Source organism: Amycolatopsis sp. NPDC102389 (assembly GCF_044765885.1).
GTDB lineage: Bacteria > Actinomycetota > Actinomycetes > Mycobacteriales > Pseudonocardiaceae > Amycolatopsis.
The window spans coordinates 38,376-55,876 of record NZ_JBIWKX010000052.1 but is presented as its reverse complement, the minus strand read 5'-3'; the positions used below and the strand labels follow the sequence as shown (position 1 = coordinate 55,876).

The 17,501-nt window shown below is 67.1% G+C and carries 16 protein-coding genes; 6 read left to right on the top strand and 10 right to left on the bottom strand.

The genetic code is table 11. The features are described 5' to 3' along the window. From ACIRGA_RS32165 to ACIRGA_RS32150, 4 genes are all read right to left on the bottom strand, one after another. Positions 1–590 (bottom strand): transposase (locus ACIRGA_RS32165; protein WP_400948158.1); only part of this gene is annotated, 590 nt, incomplete at its 3' end. Between the two features lie 524 nt (positions 591–1,114). Beyond that, entirely contained in the window at positions 1,115–2,770 is a 1,656-nt protein-coding gene (locus ACIRGA_RS32160; protein ID WP_400948155.1) for a methyltransferase, read from the bottom strand. Between the two features lie 32 nt (positions 2,771–2,802). Next, positions 2,803–4,026 (bottom strand): aldehyde dehydrogenase family protein, encoded by a 1,224-nt coding sequence (locus tag ACIRGA_RS32155; RefSeq protein ID WP_400948152.1) that lies wholly within the window; start codon positions 4,024–4,026, stop codon positions 2,803–2,805. A gap of 146 nt (positions 4,027–4,172) precedes the next feature. Further along, entirely contained in the window at positions 4,173–5,273 is a 1,101-nt protein-coding gene (locus ACIRGA_RS32150) for a phenazine antibiotic biosynthesis protein (RefSeq protein ID WP_400948161.1), read from the bottom strand. A gap of 339 nt (positions 5,274–5,612) precedes the next feature. Here ACIRGA_RS32150 and ACIRGA_RS32145 point away from each other — a divergent pair, with 339 nt between their 5' ends. Further along, entirely contained in the window at positions 5,613–8,336 is a 2,724-nt protein-coding gene (locus ACIRGA_RS32145; RefSeq protein WP_400948150.1) for an AAA family ATPase, read from the top strand. 17 nt (positions 8,337–8,353) lie between these two features. On the opposite strand, the gene ACIRGA_RS32140 is transcribed toward ACIRGA_RS32145, so the two are convergent. Next, complete coding sequence (locus tag ACIRGA_RS32140; protein ID WP_400948146.1) at positions 8,354–8,902, bottom strand: type VII secretion system-associated protein; 549 nt, start codon at positions 8,900–8,902, stop codon at positions 8,354–8,356. 258 nt (positions 8,903–9,160) lie between these two features. On the opposite strand from ACIRGA_RS32140, the gene ACIRGA_RS32135 reads away from it, so the two are divergent. Next, the gene (locus ACIRGA_RS32135) at positions 9,161–9,760 is read left to right on the top strand and encodes a type VII secretion system-associated protein (RefSeq protein ID WP_400948143.1); all 600 of its coding nucleotides are present in this window, start codon (positions 9,161–9,163) and stop codon (positions 9,758–9,760) included. A gap of 64 nt (positions 9,761–9,824) precedes the next feature. Here the strand turns inward: ACIRGA_RS32135 and ACIRGA_RS32130 are convergent, their stop codons facing one another. Both ACIRGA_RS32130 and ACIRGA_RS32125 read right to left on the bottom strand, forming a co-directional pair. Then, a complete protein-coding gene (locus ACIRGA_RS32130) occupies positions 9,825–10,328 on the bottom strand; it encodes an SsgA family sporulation/cell division regulator (protein WP_400948140.1) in 504 nt (167 codons plus the stop codon). Between the two features lie 70 nt (positions 10,329–10,398). After that, positions 10,399–10,809, bottom strand: a complete 411-nt coding sequence (locus ACIRGA_RS32125) for a cold shock domain-containing protein (protein WP_039921074.1) — start codon at positions 10,807–10,809, stop codon at positions 10,399–10,401. Between the two features lie 356 nt (positions 10,810–11,165). Here ACIRGA_RS32125 and ACIRGA_RS32120 point away from each other — a divergent pair, with 356 nt between their 5' ends. Together ACIRGA_RS32120 and ACIRGA_RS32115 are read left to right on the top strand one after the other, a co-directional pair. After that, entirely contained in the window at positions 11,166–12,233 is a 1,068-nt protein-coding gene (locus tag ACIRGA_RS32120; protein WP_400948134.1) for a hypothetical protein, read from the top strand. 134 nt (positions 12,234–12,367) lie between these two features. Beyond that, positions 12,368–12,913: a hypothetical protein gene (locus ACIRGA_RS32115; RefSeq protein ID WP_400948131.1), complete on the top strand. Its 546-nt coding sequence runs from the start codon at positions 12,368–12,370 to the stop codon at positions 12,911–12,913. Here ACIRGA_RS32115 and ACIRGA_RS32110 read toward each other — a convergent pair. Next, complete coding sequence (locus tag ACIRGA_RS32110; protein ID WP_400948128.1) at positions 12,906–13,415, bottom strand: LuxR C-terminal-related transcriptional regulator; 510 nt, start codon at positions 13,413–13,415, stop codon at positions 12,906–12,908. The genes ACIRGA_RS32115 and ACIRGA_RS32110 overlap by 8 nt on opposite strands. A gap of 551 nt (positions 13,416–13,966) precedes the next feature. On the opposite strand from ACIRGA_RS32110, the gene ACIRGA_RS32105 reads away from it, so the two are divergent. After that, positions 13,967–15,541, top strand: coding sequence for an acyl-CoA carboxylase subunit beta (locus ACIRGA_RS32105; protein WP_039921057.1), 1,575 nt, complete (start codon positions 13,967–13,969; stop codon positions 15,539–15,541). Then, on the top strand, positions 15,541–15,720 hold the full coding sequence (locus ACIRGA_RS32100; RefSeq protein WP_400948124.1) for an acyl-CoA carboxylase subunit epsilon: 180 nt from the start codon (positions 15,541–15,543) through the stop codon (positions 15,718–15,720). The genes ACIRGA_RS32105 and ACIRGA_RS32100 overlap by 1 nt, the downstream gene beginning before the upstream one ends. A 178-nt stretch (positions 15,721–15,898) precedes the next feature. Here the strand turns inward: ACIRGA_RS32100 and ACIRGA_RS32095 are convergent, their stop codons facing one another. Then, positions 15,899–16,279 carry a 2Fe-2S iron-sulfur cluster-binding protein gene (locus tag ACIRGA_RS32095; RefSeq protein WP_400948121.1) on the bottom strand — a complete coding sequence of 127 codons (381 nt, stop codon included), beginning with the start codon at positions 16,277–16,279 and terminating at the stop codon, positions 15,899–15,901. After that, positions 16,267–17,373 carry an acyl-CoA dehydrogenase family protein gene (locus ACIRGA_RS32090; RefSeq protein WP_400948118.1) on the bottom strand — a complete coding sequence of 369 codons (1,107 nt, stop codon included), beginning with the start codon at positions 17,371–17,373 and terminating at the stop codon, positions 16,267–16,269. The genes ACIRGA_RS32095 and ACIRGA_RS32090 overlap by 13 nt, the downstream gene beginning before the upstream one ends. Between the last annotated feature and the right edge of the window lie 128 nt (positions 17,374–17,501).

The window sequence follows — 17,501 nt, the reverse complement described above, 5'->3', positions numbered from 1 at the left end:
CTGATCGGCACCATGTCCGGGATCCGCGGCGTGCGGGCCTCGGCCTGGCGGCGAGGTTTACGCAGCGCCCGCCCGGTCCGCAGACAGGCCGCGAGCTCGCGGCGCAGCGCGCCCCGGCCTTGCACATAGATCGACTGATAGATCGTCTCGTGGGACACCCGCATCTCCGGACAGTCGGCGAACTCGCTCACCAGCCTGGCCGAGATCTGCTCCGGCGACCACCGCAGCAGCAGCCGTTCCTGCACATGGTCCCGCAACCCGGCATTGCCAGGATCGGCCAGTTTCGCCGTCTTCGGCCGCTTCGCCCGCTCCCGCGCCGCCGCCTCCGCCACATGGGCCCGATACCGGGCAGGACCACCGTTGTTGTTGATCTCCCGGCTGATCGACGACGACGCCGCCCGGCCCAGCCTCCGCCCGATCACCCGCGGCCCCTCGTCCCGGGCCAGGCCACGAGAGATCTCCTCCCGCTCCGCCACCGACAAATACCGTGTCCCCAGCTCACGGGGCGCGTTACCGATCACCCCACCAGCCTCGCCGAACCACCGCCGACCGGTCTCCTGCGCCACACCCGCCGCCACCGAGGCAGACATCACAGCCCGCCCAGCCCGAACCCCCTGCCAAAACCGCACCCGCACATCCCGCACCAACGGCACACGACCCACCATCACAACCTCCGACCACAATCGGTGTTGCAACGACCCCGTGAACCCAAGCCTCCTTCACTACCGTCAGAGCCAATGCCAGGAACTCAAGGTCGATGGCGTGGTGCTGTTTTGGCGTGTTTTCCCTGGTCAGGTGGTCCAACTCCAGCGGATACCGGACGTTCGAGCGGCGCTGGTTCGCCGACGAGGGTTGGCGGGCCTGTGAAGGCCTCCTTGAGGGACTCAGAGTCCCTCAAGGAGGCCTTCACAGACTTGGAAATACAGGCAAATGATACTCAAACGGACAATTTACCACGGTAAGCGTCCTTTATGGACGATCAGGGAAACCTCAGTCACTGCCGCTTAGGTTCCTGACATTGACCGTCAGAGCAGGCAAGGAGGCCTTCACTACAAGATCCCCGGTGACCGGCACAGAGCGGATTCCGGCACATCCACGAAGTCCGTCAGGATGCCTACAGGGCGGTCGCCACCAGCAGCTTCAGGTCCACGGGCATCGGGATGACAGAGTCGACCCGGAAACCGTTGGCGTACATCATCTTGTCGTACTCGCCCCGGCTGCGCTCCTGTCCGCCCGTGATGGCGAGCATCTGCAGATCCCACGGAGCGGCGAGATCGGTGTCGAAGGGCGCGCCCGGCCGGTCGGGTAACAGGCGCTCCAGCACCAGGAGCCGGGCACCGGAAGCACAGGCGCGACGGCAGTTGCGGAGAATGCGATCGCAGTCCTCGTCGTTCCAGTCGTGCAGGACCCGCGACAGCAGGTAGGTGTCCGCTCCCCCGGGTACCTCGGCGAAGAAGTCCCCCGCCACGAACCGCAAGCCGCCCGGCAGCCTTTCGGGCTCCGCGGCGTCGACGACGTGCGAGCGATCGAACACCACACCGGTCACACCGACGTGGTCCTCAAGAACGGTCCGGAGCAGTGTGCCGTTACCTCCACCGATGTCGACCACCGTCGTGCCGTCCACGAACGGATAGCTGCGGCTGAGTTCCTCGGCCACCAGCCGGGTCACCGCCTGCATCGAGCGGTTGAACCGGTGGGAGGTTTCGGGCTCGGTCGAGAAGTAGTCGAAATGCTCCACGCCGTACCGGTGGCTGAACGCGGTACGGCCGGTCTGCACCGCCGCGGGGAACTCGCTCCAGGCATCGTAGAACTCGGTGCCGTAGAGCTGGATCAGGCCGCTGAACGGGTCTTCGGATCGGAGCGGTTTTCCGCGCTCGGTCAATTCGAACGTGCCGTTCTCCCGCTCCCGGACCACCTCCAACCGGGCGAGATAGCGCAGCAGCCGAGCGATCGCGAGAGGATCACAATCGACCGCCGCGGCGACGTCCGGGGCACCTAGGTGCTCGTCGCCCAAAGCGTCGGCGAGCCCGATTTCCACCGCCACGTGCAGGGCACGCGCGGCCCAGTGTCCACTGAGGATCGAAAGGAGTGCTTTGTGTTCGCCGGCGGAGCGAGCAGGCTCGGACAGGTGCGCGGCGAGGACCTCGGCGTGATGCCCATGGGCGGTCAGTTCGATCCGGGAACGGCGACCGCCGCCGTCCGGCCCGGTCTTGAAGTAGACCACGGAACGGCCGCCGGAGTCGCGATCGTCGAAGGGGTTGTAGCCGCCTCCGTCCGGGATCATGGACGACAGATGGCGGCAGGTCCGCCGTGTCTGCTCGAGCCTCTCCGGGGCGACCAGCCAGCCGGCGTGGGACTCCTCCCCTGTCGCGCGCTCCTGGGCGACGAGTCCCGGTGCGACCACGTCGGCCGCTTCCCGCGGCAGCACGAAGATCTCCAGACCACCCGGCGCGCCATCGGACGGGCGGCCGTGCACGATAGTGACCTCCAGCTCCTCCTCGGGAACCTGATATCGCTCGGCGAGCCGGGCTCGGACGACCCGGCTCGGCACGGACGGTCCGGCGACGAATCCGGACGCCGCGAGGAAGTCCCGGACATCGGAAACGGTGTCGGGGAACACGAGCAGCGCCGCGTGATCGAAACGGACGGCGTCCGCGATGCCGGGATCGACGGGGCTTCCGAGCAGCTGGGCGAACGATCCCGCCGCCGTCAGTCCGTCGAGCCGCCCGATCAGGTCGCGCAGCCGTCGTTCGTCTTCGATGTCCAGCATTCTTCTTCCTAAGGTCGCAGTCGTCGGCCGTCTCAGTGGGGAACGAGATCGCGGATCACGGTCTTGCTTCGCATCAGGAATTCCGCCAGGTGCCCTTCGTGCGGGAGCCCCGGCCGCATTTCGTGCGTGGGCCGGTCGCCGATGTGCAGGTTGCCGATCGTGCCGTCTTCCGCCAGCGAAGAAAGAAGTACTTCGTCGTCGGTGATGGCGGTGACCGTCAGGCTGTCCCGCAGCGGGCCGATCCCGTCGGCCGGAGACCACGGAGCGACCCAGACACACGGAAAAGGGAGTTCGATGGACAGTTGCGGCGCGTCACACCGGTCGAGCAGGATGACCGCCGGGCGGAGGGCCGCACCCCCGCCGGGCAGCGGAGCGACAAGTCTGTCGCCGGGAATCATCCGGCCGCCGTCCAGTTTGCCGCGGACATAGGCCTCGAGGGCGTGTGCGCGTTCGAGTGAGAAAGCGGGCAGGACAGCGGCTTCGTCCGACGGGCGCGCGACGGGGAGCTCTCCCAGCCTGCGAGCCAGCTCGTGCGCGAAGGTCGCGGCGTCACCCTCGACGAGGACGGCCGAAGTGTTCACGCAGGCGGTTCCCCCGAATCCGGCGACCGAGGAGACCACCGTGTCGACGTGGTCGGCCCAGCGACCGCCGGCGAGCAGGATCTTGGACCGGCCGGGCCCCTGCACCGAGACGTCCGCTCGGCCTCGGTACATCGCCGCGACTTCGCTTCCTCCGTAGACCAACGCCAGGTCCGCGGCGTCCACGAGATCCCGGGCCACCGCGTGGTCGGTGGGCAGAAACGTCACCTGGTCCTCGGGGAAACCACAGGCACGCAGGGCACTCACCAGCCGGTACGGGGTGAACGGGTCCCGGCTGGACGGCCGGACGGCGACCCGGTAACCCAGGGCCAGCGCTTCGAGCCACACCGTATGCGTCGCCGGATGGTTCCCCGGCGCCTGCACCACCAGGACCTCACCCCGCCGGGTCCACACCGCACCCGCCTCGGGAATCCCGCGCCAGTCGTCGATCGCTCCGGCAGGGCGAGCCTGACCCACGATTTCCTCCGCCTCGATGGCACTACGGGCGATGGACCGCGATGCCGCCCGCACGACGACCAACGCGACTCCGGAGGCTTCGGCCACCTGCCGCTCGTATTCGTCCAAGGAAACATTGCCGACCGTGTCCAGGAAAAGCTCGCCGGCTCCCGCAAGTGCCGCTTTCCGGTCCGCAGGAGGCAACGGCTGTGCCCGACGCATCGTCCGAACGCTTCTTTTGGCGTAGAGACTCGGAACGAGACTCAACTCCGCGATTTCCACCCCGGCCACCCCGGTGACCGGTGCGCTCCGGTGCGACCGGAAGGAACCTGAAGGTCCGAGCGCGTCGAGGCGCGGAATCGTGGCCACTAGTAGACACCCTCGATCACTTCGGCCGCCTCGAACACCGGAACCGGCGTTACATCGGCCACCGAATCCCCGAGCGACCCCGGCGGCGCGGCGATCCGGACGGCGAGGTCCCGTTCCGGATTGTTCGGCAACAGCAGCGATTTGCTGACATGGTGCATCACCACCTGGCCGCGCTCGCCTTCGGCCACTTCGAGCTGGGAACTCGGGTCGACGACGGAAAACGTCGTGTAGGGAGAAAAAGAATCGAAAACGCACTGCCCCGCCGTCCGCGGTGCTTCCGCGCGTTCCATGCTCCCGCCCAGTATCATCGTGCTGCCGTACTGGCCGCACAAGCGCACCCCTGGGAAGACCTCTTCCTGAAGGACCTCGCGGGTGTCGGCGTCCAGGTGCGCGCCACCCCACATGATCACCGCCACTTTCTCGTTGACGAGATCCACCAGCTTGTCGCGTTCGGCCATGCGGCCGAGCAACGGAGGCGTCGCCACCAGTACGCCGATGTCCTGCTGCTCGAGTATGGATTCCGCCTGATCGACGACGTGCTCGGCGTACCTGTCCGCTTCTTCGGCCTGCCCGGCGCTCAGGCACTTCCGCACCCAGCGGGGGTCGAGATCGACCGTGAAGCAGATGCCTTCGCGCATCCGGGTCACCTCGGCCATGAGCCTGCCGAAAATGTGCGGCCCACTCGGCGCGAGGGTCAGCCAATTCACTCCGCGCGGGAACCCCAGCTCGTCCATCCTTGCCGACTTCCACCGCAGTGAACGTGACATCCAGTCCGACAGCAGAGGCACCCGTTTCGGCGCACCTGTCGTGCCTCCGCTGTCGAAAGCGCCGACAACGTCGGCCTTTCCTTCGTATCCGCGAGGGATCAGATCCTCGATGGGGATGTGCCTGAACTCGGCGACCACGTTCGGGAACCGGCGCAGATCGGCATGGCCGCGGACGTCACGCCTCGGGTCGAAGCCAAGAGACCCCGCCTTTTCCAGCCAGAACCGGGATCCGGTCTTCGGGCCGAAATGCCATTCCATCGCAGCCGAATAGAACTCTTGCTCAGTGGCAACGCGCTCGTCATCCCACTCGAGGAATGATGCGATACCGGTCATCGACTTCACCCTGTCGCTTGAAGAACTTATCCGAACAGTGCCTGACCGACCGAGTGCCATGAGATAGGTCGACTGAGCCGAGGCGCAATACCGCCCGGCCCGAGCGACCCAAAAAGAGCAACAAGCGAGTTCGATCGTCCAGAGCGGATGCCTTTATGTCCTGAATCCGACCAGCCCGGCCAGGGATTTCCGGGGCCGTGCGTGACGAATCGTGTTCCGGCCCGAATCATCACGCACGCCCCGGCTCCTCGGTCGCGACGGGGGAACTTCGGGCACGATGTCGGGCCAACTCACCTTTCTTACCCCGGCCATGTTCCCGATTGCCTCGATGATGGCGAAGTGGAGAACATTCTCGACGCGGTTCTCGAAGCCGAGAAGCCACTTGTCTTGCTCACCGGGCTCGCCGGCACCGGTCGTACGAACCTGCTCGCTCGGCTTACCGAACGTTACGAAGCGGACCGAAGGCACGTCTCGGCCATGCGATTCACCTCGAGCGGGGACGTCACCCCCGCCCGGTTCGCCTTCCCGTCAGAGAACCGGCGGGGCGATGCGGCCGCCCGGCTGCGAGGGCCGGTGTCCGGCGAACCCGCTTGGGCGACGATCGGCCCGGTCGCCGGTGCGGCCGAGGAACCGGCGGTGGCGCTGCGTGCCGCCCACGCCGCGGCGGCGGCTCTCCGTCGCGGCGGCGACGGCACGGTCCTGCTGCTCGACGATCTGCAATGGATCGACCGTGACTCCCTCGCGGTACTCGAAGCGCTGGTCCCGATACTCGACGGCCGTCGGCTCTCATGTGTCGGCTCACTCCGTGTCCCCGCGGACGGCTCCGCCGCCCGCTACGGCAGCGAGGCGCTGGCGCGGCTCCGCAGGGAGAACCTGGTGCACACCCTGCGCCTGCGTCCGCTGACCGAGGACCTGTTGGCGGGCGAACTGAGGGGAATGCTGGGGGTCGCTCCCGAACCCGCGCTCGTCGACCACGTACACGCCGTGAGCCGCGGGGTGCGCTCCGCGGTGGGCGAGACGATGGACGCACTGCGCCGGCGCGGTGCGATCCGGATCGTGAACCGGACCGCGTACTTCGTCCCCTCGACGGTCTCGAAGGACCCTCTCCCGCTCAGTGAACACGTCATGGCCGCTCGCGCGCTCGGCCCGGCCGCCTGGGAAGTGGCGAAGGCGATGGCCTTCCTGTCCCCGCTCGGCCGTGCGGCGCCTCGGCTGGCAGGCGCGGTGATCGGCATCTCCGAAGAGGACGTGCTGGATCGTCTGGAAACCCTGCGCGCCAAGGGTGTACTCCATCGCGCGGACGCGACCTGGCGCTTCGTCCTCCCCCTCCACGCCACCACGTTGGCCGAATCATGCGGACCGTACGAGCGCCGGACGCTGGCGGCGGCCGCCGTCGAAGCCCTGTGGTCGGGAACCGCGGTCTGCCCCGATCCGGAGCACCGGACGAACCTTCTTGCCGAGGCGAGCCGGGCCGTGGATCCGGGGCGGGCGTCGGAAGAACTGATCCGCCGTGCCATCGAAGCCGGAGAGGACGGCGCGGCGTCGGCGCTTCGTTGGCTCAACGCGGCTGTCGAACTCGCCGGCGACCGGGCACAACGGGCGAAGTTGCTTCTGCTGCTCGCCGCCACCTACCAGCAGAGCGGCGACTACGAGCTGAGCCTGCGCACCGTCCGGCTCGTGCTGAGCGACTTCGCGTCCGAGTTGCCCGCAGAGGCCGTCTTCGAGGCCCACTGTCTGCTCGTTCGCGGTCTCAGTGGCCTGGGCTCCACCGAACCGCTGAACGACATCGCGGACGGCGACCACCGTCTGGCCGGGGATTCCGGATCGCGGGCGATGATCCGGGCGACCGCGTGCGCGCTGCTGGACCGCTGGCCGGAAGCCGTGCGGTGGGCGGACGCCGCTACCACGGCGGTCCACGAAGGACAGCCGCAAGCCGTTGTCTCGCGTCTGCTCAAGGCCCTCGGCGGGCTCTGGCAAGGGCAGGCGGAATACTTCGAGCGAAGCCTCCTGGAACGACAGCAGTGGCCATTGCGCGCTATCGCGCGGTACCGCGTCGAGCAGGTCGACGCGCATCTCACCGGCTTGCTTCTGAACGGCGAACTCACTCGCGCCGAGGAACTGCTGGCGGACGAGCGGCTTTCGTGGGATGACGCGGGACTCGCCAACCGGGCGACGGCCGCGGTTCTGCGCGGCGACTTCCGGACCGCGACGGAATTGGCCTGCCGGAGTGTGGCGTACCGATCGGCTCCCGGTTTCGCCGCCGCGACGACCGGGATGTTCAACGCGACGGTTTCCGCTCTCGTCTGTCAGGGGCGGCTCACGACCGCACGCGAATTGGTGACCGCGGCGGGGGAAGGCACCCCGGTCCTCGCCCACCTGATGGCCTTCACCGAGGCGCTGATCGACCGCGCTCTCGGCGAGCCGCGGCGGGCGGCCGATCGGCTCATCACCGCGTTGAACGCGGCCGAGGAGCGCGGCTTGGTGATCGGCTGTGACGTCGCCTGTGCGGAACTGGCGGACCTGGCCCTCGACCTCGACGCCCCGGAGACCGCGGCGAACTGCCTGGCGGAGGCCGAACGGCTGGTGCGAACCTTGCCGACAGGCCGGGCGACCGTCCTCGCGTCGTTCGTGCGCGCGGTGGTCACGAAGGACGCGGACGCGGCGACGGAGTGCCTGCGCATGGCCCACGAACGCGGTCAGCCGTTCGAGTTGTCAGTCCTCATCGCGCGTCTGGTGAAGCACGGGGCGGCGGATCCCGCACTGCTCAGCGAGGCCTACGAACTGATGGCCGGCCTCGGGGCGCTCATGCACCGCGCCAAGACCCGCACTCTCATGCAGAAGCACGGCATCGTCGTTCCCGGCCGCCGGAACACGGTGGAGGAGAACGAGCGGCTGCTGGCGACGCTGGCCGCCGAGGGCCTGAGCAACAAGCAGATCGCCGCGGCGCTGATCACGAGCGAAAAAAGCGTCGAAGGTCGTCTGAGCCGGTTGTTCACCCGGAGTGGCTACCGTTCCCGCATCGAACTGTCGACCGCGATCGCCAACGGCGAACTACACCTTTGACCGGGCGCGCCTTGCCGTCAGACGTCTTGGGCGGCAGCGCGGATCGCGTCCGCCAGCACCCGCATCGACGCCGGTGAGCCGGGGTTCAGCAGCACGTCCACGCCCTCCTGGGGCAACGCTTCGGCCAGGTCCTCGACGGTGACGTCCAGCCAGCGGACGTCGTCTCCGACCCGCTCGCGGTGACCGTAGGAGGTGGTCACCTGGACCGACGGCACCCCGTCCGGCGCGGGCTTGATCACCGCGGTGCCGTCGTCGTCCGTGGCGATGCCGAGAACTGCGTCACGGAGTACCACGGAGAACTGGTCCGCGACGTCCTCTCCGTCGGCGAGGGCACGGAGTACGGCGTCCACGGGATCGAGCGGGGATCCCGGAGTGCTGGGCCGGTAGTCCGGATTCGGGTGGAAACGGCTCGGGTCGCCGTCCTCGTTGACGACCCACGCGCCCAGGACCACATGCGGAGGCAGGCCCTGCTGCTCTTCGGTCATCTTGAACTCGGGGTCGAGGAGGAGCAGCAACCTGCTGCCGGAGGCTTCTCCGGCCACGGTCTCCTCGGACTGTTCGCTCATGATCTCCCCTTCCGGACGCGGTCGTATTGTGCCGGTCCTTCTCGATCACGGGGCGGGATCACGACCGCGCTCCACGGTTTTGCCGACTATCCCTCACCAACGGCGGGATGCCCGATCGGGCAAGGTCGCTGACCCGATCCACCGACCACGCCTTCGCCGCTCGTTCGATTCGGCGGTGGATCACCATAATCCCAGAGAGCGGTTCTTTCCGCCTCGGCGAACAAGAACCGCCTCGAAGAAGAGCAGGAGAACCCCATCATGGCCGAAACCGCGGAACCGGCGCAGGACGAAGACAAGCTGGAGAACTGGGTTCTGTTGATGGATCCCGGCTGGGAGCCGGAAACGGAGGACCAGTCGCCACCCATCGAGGCGGTCGTCGGCCTGTGGCCGGTCGAGGACGGCAAGGCGGGAAAGTTCCGGGCCAATCCCGACTACGTGCCCGCGGACGAGAATTCACCGACGGACCCCCTCGACGCCGCGCTGCGGTTGGTGATGCGGGGCCAAGGCCAGGTCGAGCAGATCCAGTTGATGCTGCGTGACTCATTCTTCGACATCGCGATGAACGGTGACGGCAGGCCGCTGGTGATGAAGTCCCCGGACGGCGTCCCGTGTGTCGCGATCGCGACCGGGGAGTCTCATCGGCGGCGGATCAGCTCTCCGGACTGGCGTCGTATCGACCTCGGGGAACTCGTGGAACTGCTCGCCGAGGACGTCGATGTGCTGTTCAATCCGGGCGGGCCCGCCGCGGTGCGGCTGAACGCGAACTTCATGCAGTTGAGTCTGGACATGGACGAAGAGGCTATCGAGCGGCTTTACGCGGCGCAGTCTGTCCCGGTCGCGCCCGCTGCCGGACCATGAAGGACCCGTGCCGTGTGCGGGCGGACCGCGTCGGCCGAGGAGCGACCTCGGCCGACGCGCCCACTCAGTCGGAAACGAGCCGGTGCAGCTCGGATTCGAAGTCGATCCAAAGGAACTCTTCGCCGTGCGGCACCATGGCATGGCTGCAGTCCAGAAAGTCCTTCAGGTCCTCGGCGCCCACCGTGAAGCTGGCCGCACCGTCGGGGGTCTTCAGATCGATCTGCACCCCTTCGGAGTTGGACGTCGACGGGCTGATCCGGACGTCGCCCTCCCCCGACGGCGCGAGCAGGCCGGCTGTCAGGAGTTCGCGTGAGAACAACCAGTCGATCTCGTTCGGCGTCTCACGCAGGAAGCGTGCCCTGATCGCGAACGGATCACTGGTGTCGTAGCGCAGTTCGACATCGACGAGCACATCATCGACGTTCGGGATCGCCCGCACGAAGACAACGTCGTGACTGTGAGCCACGTGCTTGATCGAGAGGTTCTCGGACGTTGACGGGGTTGCCTCGTTGTTCATGGTCCCCAGTGTTGACATCGAGTCTTCATTTCCCCTCAACACGCCGCTCATGGCCAGGAAACCGCTAATCGGGTACCAGGCCGACTACGCAGCGTCACGCACTCCGCCGGCGCGCAGCCGATCAGTCGCTGACCCAGCCATGGGACAGCGCGAGTGCGATGAAACCCTGCCTGATTTCTACGATCTGCTGACCGGTCAGCATCGGAGCGCCGAGCAGCAGCACTTCGGTGATCTCTTCACGCAGGTCCTGAGCGGTGAGTACGTCGTGGTCGCCGTGGCGGACGGACGGCCCTCGCTCAGCCCGGGCGGGGACTTCTTGGGTGCCACGGTCGAGCAACGTGACGTCCGACGCCTTCAGCCCGCGGGGCCCCTCTTCGGTGGTGAACTGGACCTGCACCCCGGCCGCGAGCAGACGCTTGTCGAAGGTCAGATCGTTCACATGCAGGAAAACGTCTTCGTCACCGCTGTCCGGCGCGACGAAGCCGTAGCCCCTTAGCTCGTCGTAACGGATCACTTTGCCGGTCATCAGCATGGACGTCTCCCTTGAGTTGCTTCCGCGGTGCCGAACCGATGGGGTCCCATGCGCCGACGACCGCTCCGAATACAGCGCCGACAATATCCTCCCGGGTTGACAGCGTTGTCGCGAGCAAGGTCGCCGCGACAACGACGAGGACTTTCCGGTAGGAAATGTGCCCGAAGTGCTCAGGGTACGCATATCCGGCACGGATCGGCGTGCGTCGTGCGGGCACGCCGACCGCCACCACCGGCGTCGAGGTGATGAACGTCGGCGAAGAATGCACATTAGGGCAGTTCATCGCCGCTTTCACTGGGTTCGGCTTCCACCGGGGCGAGAATGAAAGGCGACCGGCGACCTCTTGGGAGCGATGAATGACCCACCCCTTCACCTCCGAGCTGCACGACATTCTGCTCCGTAGCGCCGGTTGGCTGTCCGACGACGCGCTCACCATCGCCCGCGGCATGCTGGCGGAGGACCGGTGCGAGGAGGTCGCCCGGCTCTTGGGGTTCGCGGGGCTGCGGACAACACTCCCGCTGACCGAGGACGACCTCGACGTGCTCGGCGAATTACTGGAGTCCGAGGGGGGCGACCCCAGCTCGCTCGCCGAGATCGAACTCGCGCCCGACGACGCTTCGCCGCCGTGGCGATTCTCGACGGCATGGGCCGAGCCCGGCGACGACGAGCAGGATGAGGACGCGAGCAACGCGATGCTGATTTCCGCACTCGCCGAGCAGGACCTGCTCGCCACCGCGACCGATGAACCAGGCTTGCGTGGCATTTGGAGCGCCGTGCGCAGCCCCGTCACCGGCGCACCCTACCCGCCGCCTCGCGTCGTGTACGTGGTCGAGATCGACGACGAGCACGAGGAATCCGCGGAACCGGCCGAACTGGCAGGACAGTTCCAGGAGAGCCTCCTCGCCGCCGGTGAGCGGGATCCCCAGGTCGAGGTGGTACCCCTGGGTAGCAGCAATCTGCGCTATCAGCGTGCCGCGCAGAAGAATGGCAGGTTACTCTGGGCCGCCGACCCCGATCCGGAGGTCAAGGTGGTCAGGATCTTCGACAAGGTCGACCCCGTCGAGGGCCCCTCGTTCGCTCCCGACCGGACGAAGATCGACGACGAGGACGAGCGGGAGAGGATCTGCGAGTACCTCGAATCGGCCACCTTGCTGCTCGTCACCTCGGCGATGCTGGACGACGTCGTCGAGCCCGAACGCGGGAAGGCTGTGCCGACGAACTTCTACACCGACGGCTCCTGGGTGTGGACCGACTCGGTCACCTATTACCTTCGGGAACACCACCTGGCCCCGGACCCCGGACTTCTCGCCCATATCGACGAAATCGACGGCCCACCTCCGTTCCCCGACACCGTGGCACTCGGCCGCGTCATGGAGGTACTGACCCCGTCCGCGGACAACGAGCCCGTGTGGACCAGTTCCTGACAACGCTTGCCCGTCGTCTTGGCAAATGCTCCCGTACATGGAGAATTCATAAAGTCACCAGGCAGATAATAAACGTCGAGCATTCCGGATGGATGCGGAAGAACCACGATGTCTTGAGCAGAATGGCGGATTCCATGGGAACAGTGTCCTCCGGGGGCGAGGTCAAGGTGATCGCAGGCTCGACCGGAACGCGAGAGGCCGCGCACCGCGGCGTCTCTCCACGACTGCTCGCGGCGGCCGAGTTCTACAAGGCCAATTTCGCTTGGGACATCCAGATCCAGGACAATTCCCTCCTACTGTGTCTCACCGGTGGCATGGCCGCGGTTTCCGTACCGTTCCGGGGTGGTGAACACCTTTTCGCCTCGACCGGCGCCGTTCCCCGCGGTCCGCTGATCTTGGTGCCCGGCGCCCCGTTCCGGGCATACGCGATCGTCGAATCGGACGACTGCGTCGTCTCGGACGCGGAACTACCCAAGGGCGTGCTGTTCCACCGGTCCCCGACGCGGGCGTTGTTGCCGCCGACGGTCACCCCACGCGGTGCCGTGCAGTGGCTGCGCGAACCGTCGCCGAAGGATCGCTGGTTGCCTGTGGCGTCCGGTGTCATCGCCGCGCTTACCCACCCGCAACGGCGGCTTTACCACCATCCCGTGGTTCGGACGGCGCGCGGCGGGATCAGCTGATCACACCGGAACGCAGCGCGAGCATGACCATCCGCGACCGATCGCCCGTCTGCAGCTTCTTGGCCAGATGCGCGAGATGACCCTTGACCGTGTTCAGGGACAAGGTGAGGTCGGCGCCGATCTCCCGGTTCGATTTTCCTTCCGCCACCAAGGAAAGAATTTCGATCTCGCGCGCGGAGAGGCTCCGCACGTGCTCGTACTCGTCGCGGACGAGCCTTTCGACGCCCGTGGACGGCCGTATCGCGAAGTCGTCCACAGGCGCGGAGTCGCTCGTTCCGACCAGATAGCCGACGGCGTTCGCGGTGAAAGCGGCGATCGCCGGCACGGGGTCGTGCTCGGACGCGACCACGACCACACGTTTCCTGCCCTGGCGGCACAGTTCGCCCAGTACTTCGGCCGTGCTTCGCGGGGTTTGGCTCGTGTGCAGGACGACGAGGTCGTACCTCTCCACCGCGCGCAGGCCGTGGGTGGCCGTGGTCTCGGTGACGGCCTCAGCGCCCATGACCTTCAGCCTGACAGCCAGATTCCGCCGTCTGCTCGGATCGGAATCCACCACCAGCACGTGAAACCCCGACGCGGACGGCTCGGGGGTTCCCGGGTCACTCCCGGCCCCGGCACGACCTGCCACTTTTACGTTCTGTTCGTTCATTCTTCTCTTGAAGCTTCAGCAAGGTTCGGCGACTGTCAAGCAGGCGTCCTGAATCTGGAAGAAAGCTGCCCGATCTTACCTTCGCGTTCGCCTACCGAAGTACATGAAGGCCCCCTTCCTTGCGTCTAGCGCAAGGAAGGGGGCCTTCATGTACTTCACCCGCCGAGGTCACAGTCGTCCCACTAGCCGTGGGGGCATGGACAGGTGTTCTGTTCCGCCCCTTGGAATGCGGCGTCAGGCCCAGGCATGACATGCTTATGGTCCTTTACTGACCGAGTCTGTGATTCGCAGGCACCTCCCGTTTACTCGGGGCGGGCAGTTCCGAGAAGCGGAAATCGCACCCGCCTCCAGGAAGTGGTGCCGCGATGCCTGGCCGCCCGGCGCGCCGAAAAGGGGATCGACCCATGTCTGAAGCACTGGAAACGGAGAATGCTTTTGAGAACCGACTCGTCGAACTGCGCGAGATCAAGGACTCCGCGCGGCGCGGGCCGGACGACGCGGCGACGGTCCGGCAGCACGAACGCGGCAAACTGACCGCGCACGAACGCATCGAACTGCTCATGGATCCCGGTACCTTCACCGAACTGGAGGCGTTGCGGCGACACCGGGCCACCGGGTTCGGCCTGGAGGATCGGCGGCCGCACTCCGACGGCGTGGTGTGCGGCTGGGGAACCGTCCACGGGCGCACGGTTTTCGTGTACGCCCACGACTTTCGCATCTTCGGCGGTGCGCTGGGCGAGGCACACGCACAGAAGATCCACAAGGTGATGGACCTCGCGGAGGCGGCGGGGGCGCCGCTGGTGTCGCTCAATGACGGCGCGGGCGCCAGGATCCAGGAAGGGGTCACCGCGCTCGCCGGGGTCGGCGGCATCTTCCGGCGCAACACCCGGTGTTCCGGCGTCATCCCGCAGATTTCGGTGATGCTGGGCCCATGCGCGGGCGGGGCGGCGTACTCGCCCGCGCTGACCGACTTCGTGTTCATGGTCCGCGACACCTCGCAGATGTTCATCACCGGCCCCGACGTGGTGCAGGCGGTGACCGGGGAGAAGATCTCGCTTAACGACCTTGGCGGCGCCGACGTGCACGCTTCGACCTCCGGAGTCGCCGCGTTCGCCTACGACGACGAGCAGACCTGTCTCGAAGACGTCCGGTATCTGCTTTCCCTCCTGCCCGCCAACAACAACGAGGCCCCGCCGCACGAGCCGACGGCCGATCCTGCCGATCGCCGCACCGACCGGTTGCTGGAGCTGGTGCCGACTGATCCTTCCCGCGCGTACGACATCTGCGCGGTGATCGAGGAGATCGTCGACGACGGCGAGGTCTTCCAGGTTCACTCGGCCTGGGCCACCAACGTCGTCTGCGCGCTGGCCCGGCTGGACGGCCACGTGGTGGGTATCGTCGCGAACCAGCCCACCGTGTTCGCCGGGGTGCTCGACATCGAGGCGAGCGAGAAGGCCGCCCGGTTCGTGCAGACCTGCGACGCGTTCAACATCCCGCTCGTGACCCTGGTGGACGTGCCCGGCTTCCTGCCCGGCGTGGACCAGGAACACGGCGGCATCATCCGGCACGGCGCGAAACTGCTGTACGCCTACTGCAACGCCACGGTGCCGCGGGTGCAGCTCATCCTGCGCAAGGCCTACGGCGGCGCGTACATCGTGATGGACTCGCGCTCCATCGGCGCCGACATCTCGCTGGCGTGGCCGACGAACGAGATCGCCGTGATGGGGGCGGAAGGCGCCGCCAACGTCATCTTCCGCCGCGAGATCAAGGCGGCCGACGACCCGGACGCGGTGCGGGAACAGAAGATCAAGCAATATCGCACCGAATTGATGCACTCGTACTACGCGGCGGAGCGAGGCTTGGTCGACGACGTGATCGAGCCGGGTGAAACACGTGAACTGCTGATCCGCACGCTCAAGATGCTCCGCACGAAGCACGCGGACATCCCCGCGCGCAAGCACGGGAACCCGCCCGTCTGATGGCCGACGTGACCGTCCGGGTCCTGCGTGGTTCTCCGGGCGATGACGAGCTGGCGGCGCTGGTCGCGGTCCTTTCAGCGCTCGGCGCCGCACCCCGGACCGCTCCCCCGCAACCTGCGCCTTCCCGTCCGCGCCCCGTCCTATTCCAGGCCGCCACCAGCTGGCGTTCCCCGCGCTGAGCTTCCAGTCTCAAGCGGCGAAGGCCCCGGTGGCGACCACCGCCCGATGCGCGAGTCGTCTCGTTGGAGCCCTGCCGAGCAACGCGGCCGGCATCGATTTCAGGGACGAACTGCCGGCTCCGCTGTCCGTCGACGAGCACCAGCGGTTCACCGACCTGCGAGCACTGGCAGATGCCGCTCATCCCCGCGCCGATAACGGCGATATCGTGCTGGGATTGCCTGACGTCCGCTGCCGCGGAGGTCGGGCGAGCGTTCCGGGGAGCCGCACGCGAAGTCCGTGGAGTTCGTCCGTCATGGTGATCTGACAGCCGAGGCGGGACGTCTGCTGCCGGTCGTGCAGCGTGTCGAGCAGGTCGGTTTCCTCCTCGCCGGGCGGCGTGAGCCGCCCGGCCCACGCCGGATCGACGATCACGTGGCACGTCCCGCAGTACATCGATCCACCGCACTCGCCGCGCACCGGAAGACCCGCCTGCCGCACGCGCTCCATGACCGTGTCGGTTCCGGTGCCGTCGAGAACGCTCTCGCCGCCGGTGAGAGCGGTGACGATCAGGTCGGCCACGGCGTCCTCCTGCCCATCGTCGCCAGAGCACGGGCGAGGAACCTCATCGACGGTGTGATCGTCGCGACGAAGTTGCCCTCGCGCATTCTCCGGTCCACCGGAGATCCCTGCATGAAGGCCGGTAGTCCGGCCCGCAGCATGGCCATCCGCGTGGCCGCCAGGGTGAGCTCACTGGCCTTGAACCGAGTCTCGAACACCGACCGGAGGTAGCCGGGAGAGTCGTCGAGCGGCGTTTCGGTGAGCCGCGTGATCCGGTCCCGCAGCTGGTCCCGGTCGGCCGCGAAGTCGTCCGGGTGGCGCGGCAGGTACCGGTTGCTCTCTGACTGCCCGGCGTCGAACTCGCGCATCATGGCGACGCTCGCCCCGATCACCCCCAACGCCATTCCGGTCTGCAGCAGGACGATTCCCGGGTAGGCACGGGCCAGCAGGTCTTCGGCCGGGTCCGCCAGGACCTGACCGGTGGGGATGAAGGCCTCCTTGAACAGGGCCGTCACCGTCGCGCTACCACGCATCGACGTCATGTGGACGTTCGGCCGAATCGTCACGCCCGGCTGTCCGCAGCGCACCATCGCCATGATCCGGTGGGACGGGTCGGCCACGTGGGCGAAGACCGTGGCGAACCAGTGCCCTTCGTCCATGTTGGATATCCACGGCTGGGCGCCGCTGACCAGGTAACCACCCGAAACGGGTTCAGCACGTAGCTTGAACTGCTCGGTGCCGCTCATGGCCTTCACCGGGTTCGCGAGCCCGACACCGGCCATGACGGTGCCGTTCGCAACGTCGGGCAGCAACCGCGAGCACAGCTCGACGTTGTCGCTGTTCACCAGGAGCCAGGCCGCCGAGTGCTGGCACCACGTGCAGAAACCGGTCGTCAGGCAGGCTTCCGAGATGGCCGCCGTCGTCGCGATGGCGATGTCGAGGCCGGGCCGCTTCCCGCCTTCGATGTGAGAGCGGAAAGCACCCGCCAGTCCGAGGCGGCCGAGCACCTCGACGGGGTGGACACCGTCCTCGTCGACACGTTTGGCCGCCTTTGCCACCTCCGTGTCCACCAGGTCACGAACAGCGGCTGCGACTACAGCTGGGGAGCCGATCATCCGATGATGCTACCGAGTGAGCTCAGGTGTCGGAGCCGACGGCAAGAGCGCAAGCAGAGTTTTTGTCTAGGATTTCTGCCCGTTCGGCCAACCTGATCGGGAGGGGCGAGCGGAGGACCAACGGAACG

Excerpts from the sequence above, each read along its gene's own strand:
- ACIRGA_RS32100 (WP_400948124.1), top strand. The coding sequence starts at position 15,541 with ATGGCCGACGTGACCGTCCGGGTCCTGCGTGGTTCTCCGGGCGATGAC.
- ACIRGA_RS32125 (WP_039921074.1), bottom strand. The coding sequence starts at position 10,809 with ATGCTGATGACCGGCAAAGTGATCCGTTACGACGAGCTAAGGGGCTAC.
- ACIRGA_RS32140 (WP_400948146.1), bottom strand. The coding sequence starts at position 8,902 with ATGAGCGAACAGTCCGAGGAGACCGTGGCCGGAGAAGCCTCCGGCAGC.
- ACIRGA_RS32155 (WP_400948152.1), bottom strand. The coding sequence starts at position 4,026 with ATGCGTCGGGCACAGCCGTTGCCTCCTGCGGACCGGAAAGCGGCACTT.
- ACIRGA_RS32110 (WP_400948128.1), bottom strand. The coding sequence starts at position 13,415 with ATGGGCGCTGAGGCCGTCACCGAGACCACGGCCACCCACGGCCTGCGC.
- ACIRGA_RS32160 (WP_400948155.1), bottom strand. The coding sequence starts at position 2,770 with ATGCTGGACATCGAAGACGAACGACGGCTGCGCGACCTGATCGGGCGG.
- ACIRGA_RS32135 (WP_400948143.1), top strand. The coding sequence starts at position 9,161 with ATGGCCGAAACCGCGGAACCGGCGCAGGACGAAGACAAGCTGGAGAAC.
- ACIRGA_RS32120 (WP_400948134.1), top strand. The coding sequence starts at position 11,166 with ATGACCCACCCCTTCACCTCCGAGCTGCACGACATTCTGCTCCGTAGC.
- ACIRGA_RS32090 (WP_400948118.1), bottom strand. The coding sequence starts at position 17,373 with ATGATCGGCTCCCCAGCTGTAGTCGCAGCCGCTGTTCGTGACCTGGTG.
- ACIRGA_RS32150 (WP_400948161.1), bottom strand. The coding sequence starts at position 5,273 with ATGACCGGTATCGCATCATTCCTCGAGTGGGATGACGAGCGCGTTGCC.
- ACIRGA_RS32115 (WP_400948131.1), top strand. The coding sequence starts at position 12,368 with ATGGGAACAGTGTCCTCCGGGGGCGAGGTCAAGGTGATCGCAGGCTCG.
- ACIRGA_RS32105 (WP_039921057.1), top strand. The coding sequence starts at position 13,967 with ATGTCTGAAGCACTGGAAACGGAGAATGCTTTTGAGAACCGACTCGTC.
- ACIRGA_RS32130 (WP_400948140.1), bottom strand. The coding sequence starts at position 10,328 with ATGAGCGGCGTGTTGAGGGGAAATGAAGACTCGATGTCAACACTGGGG.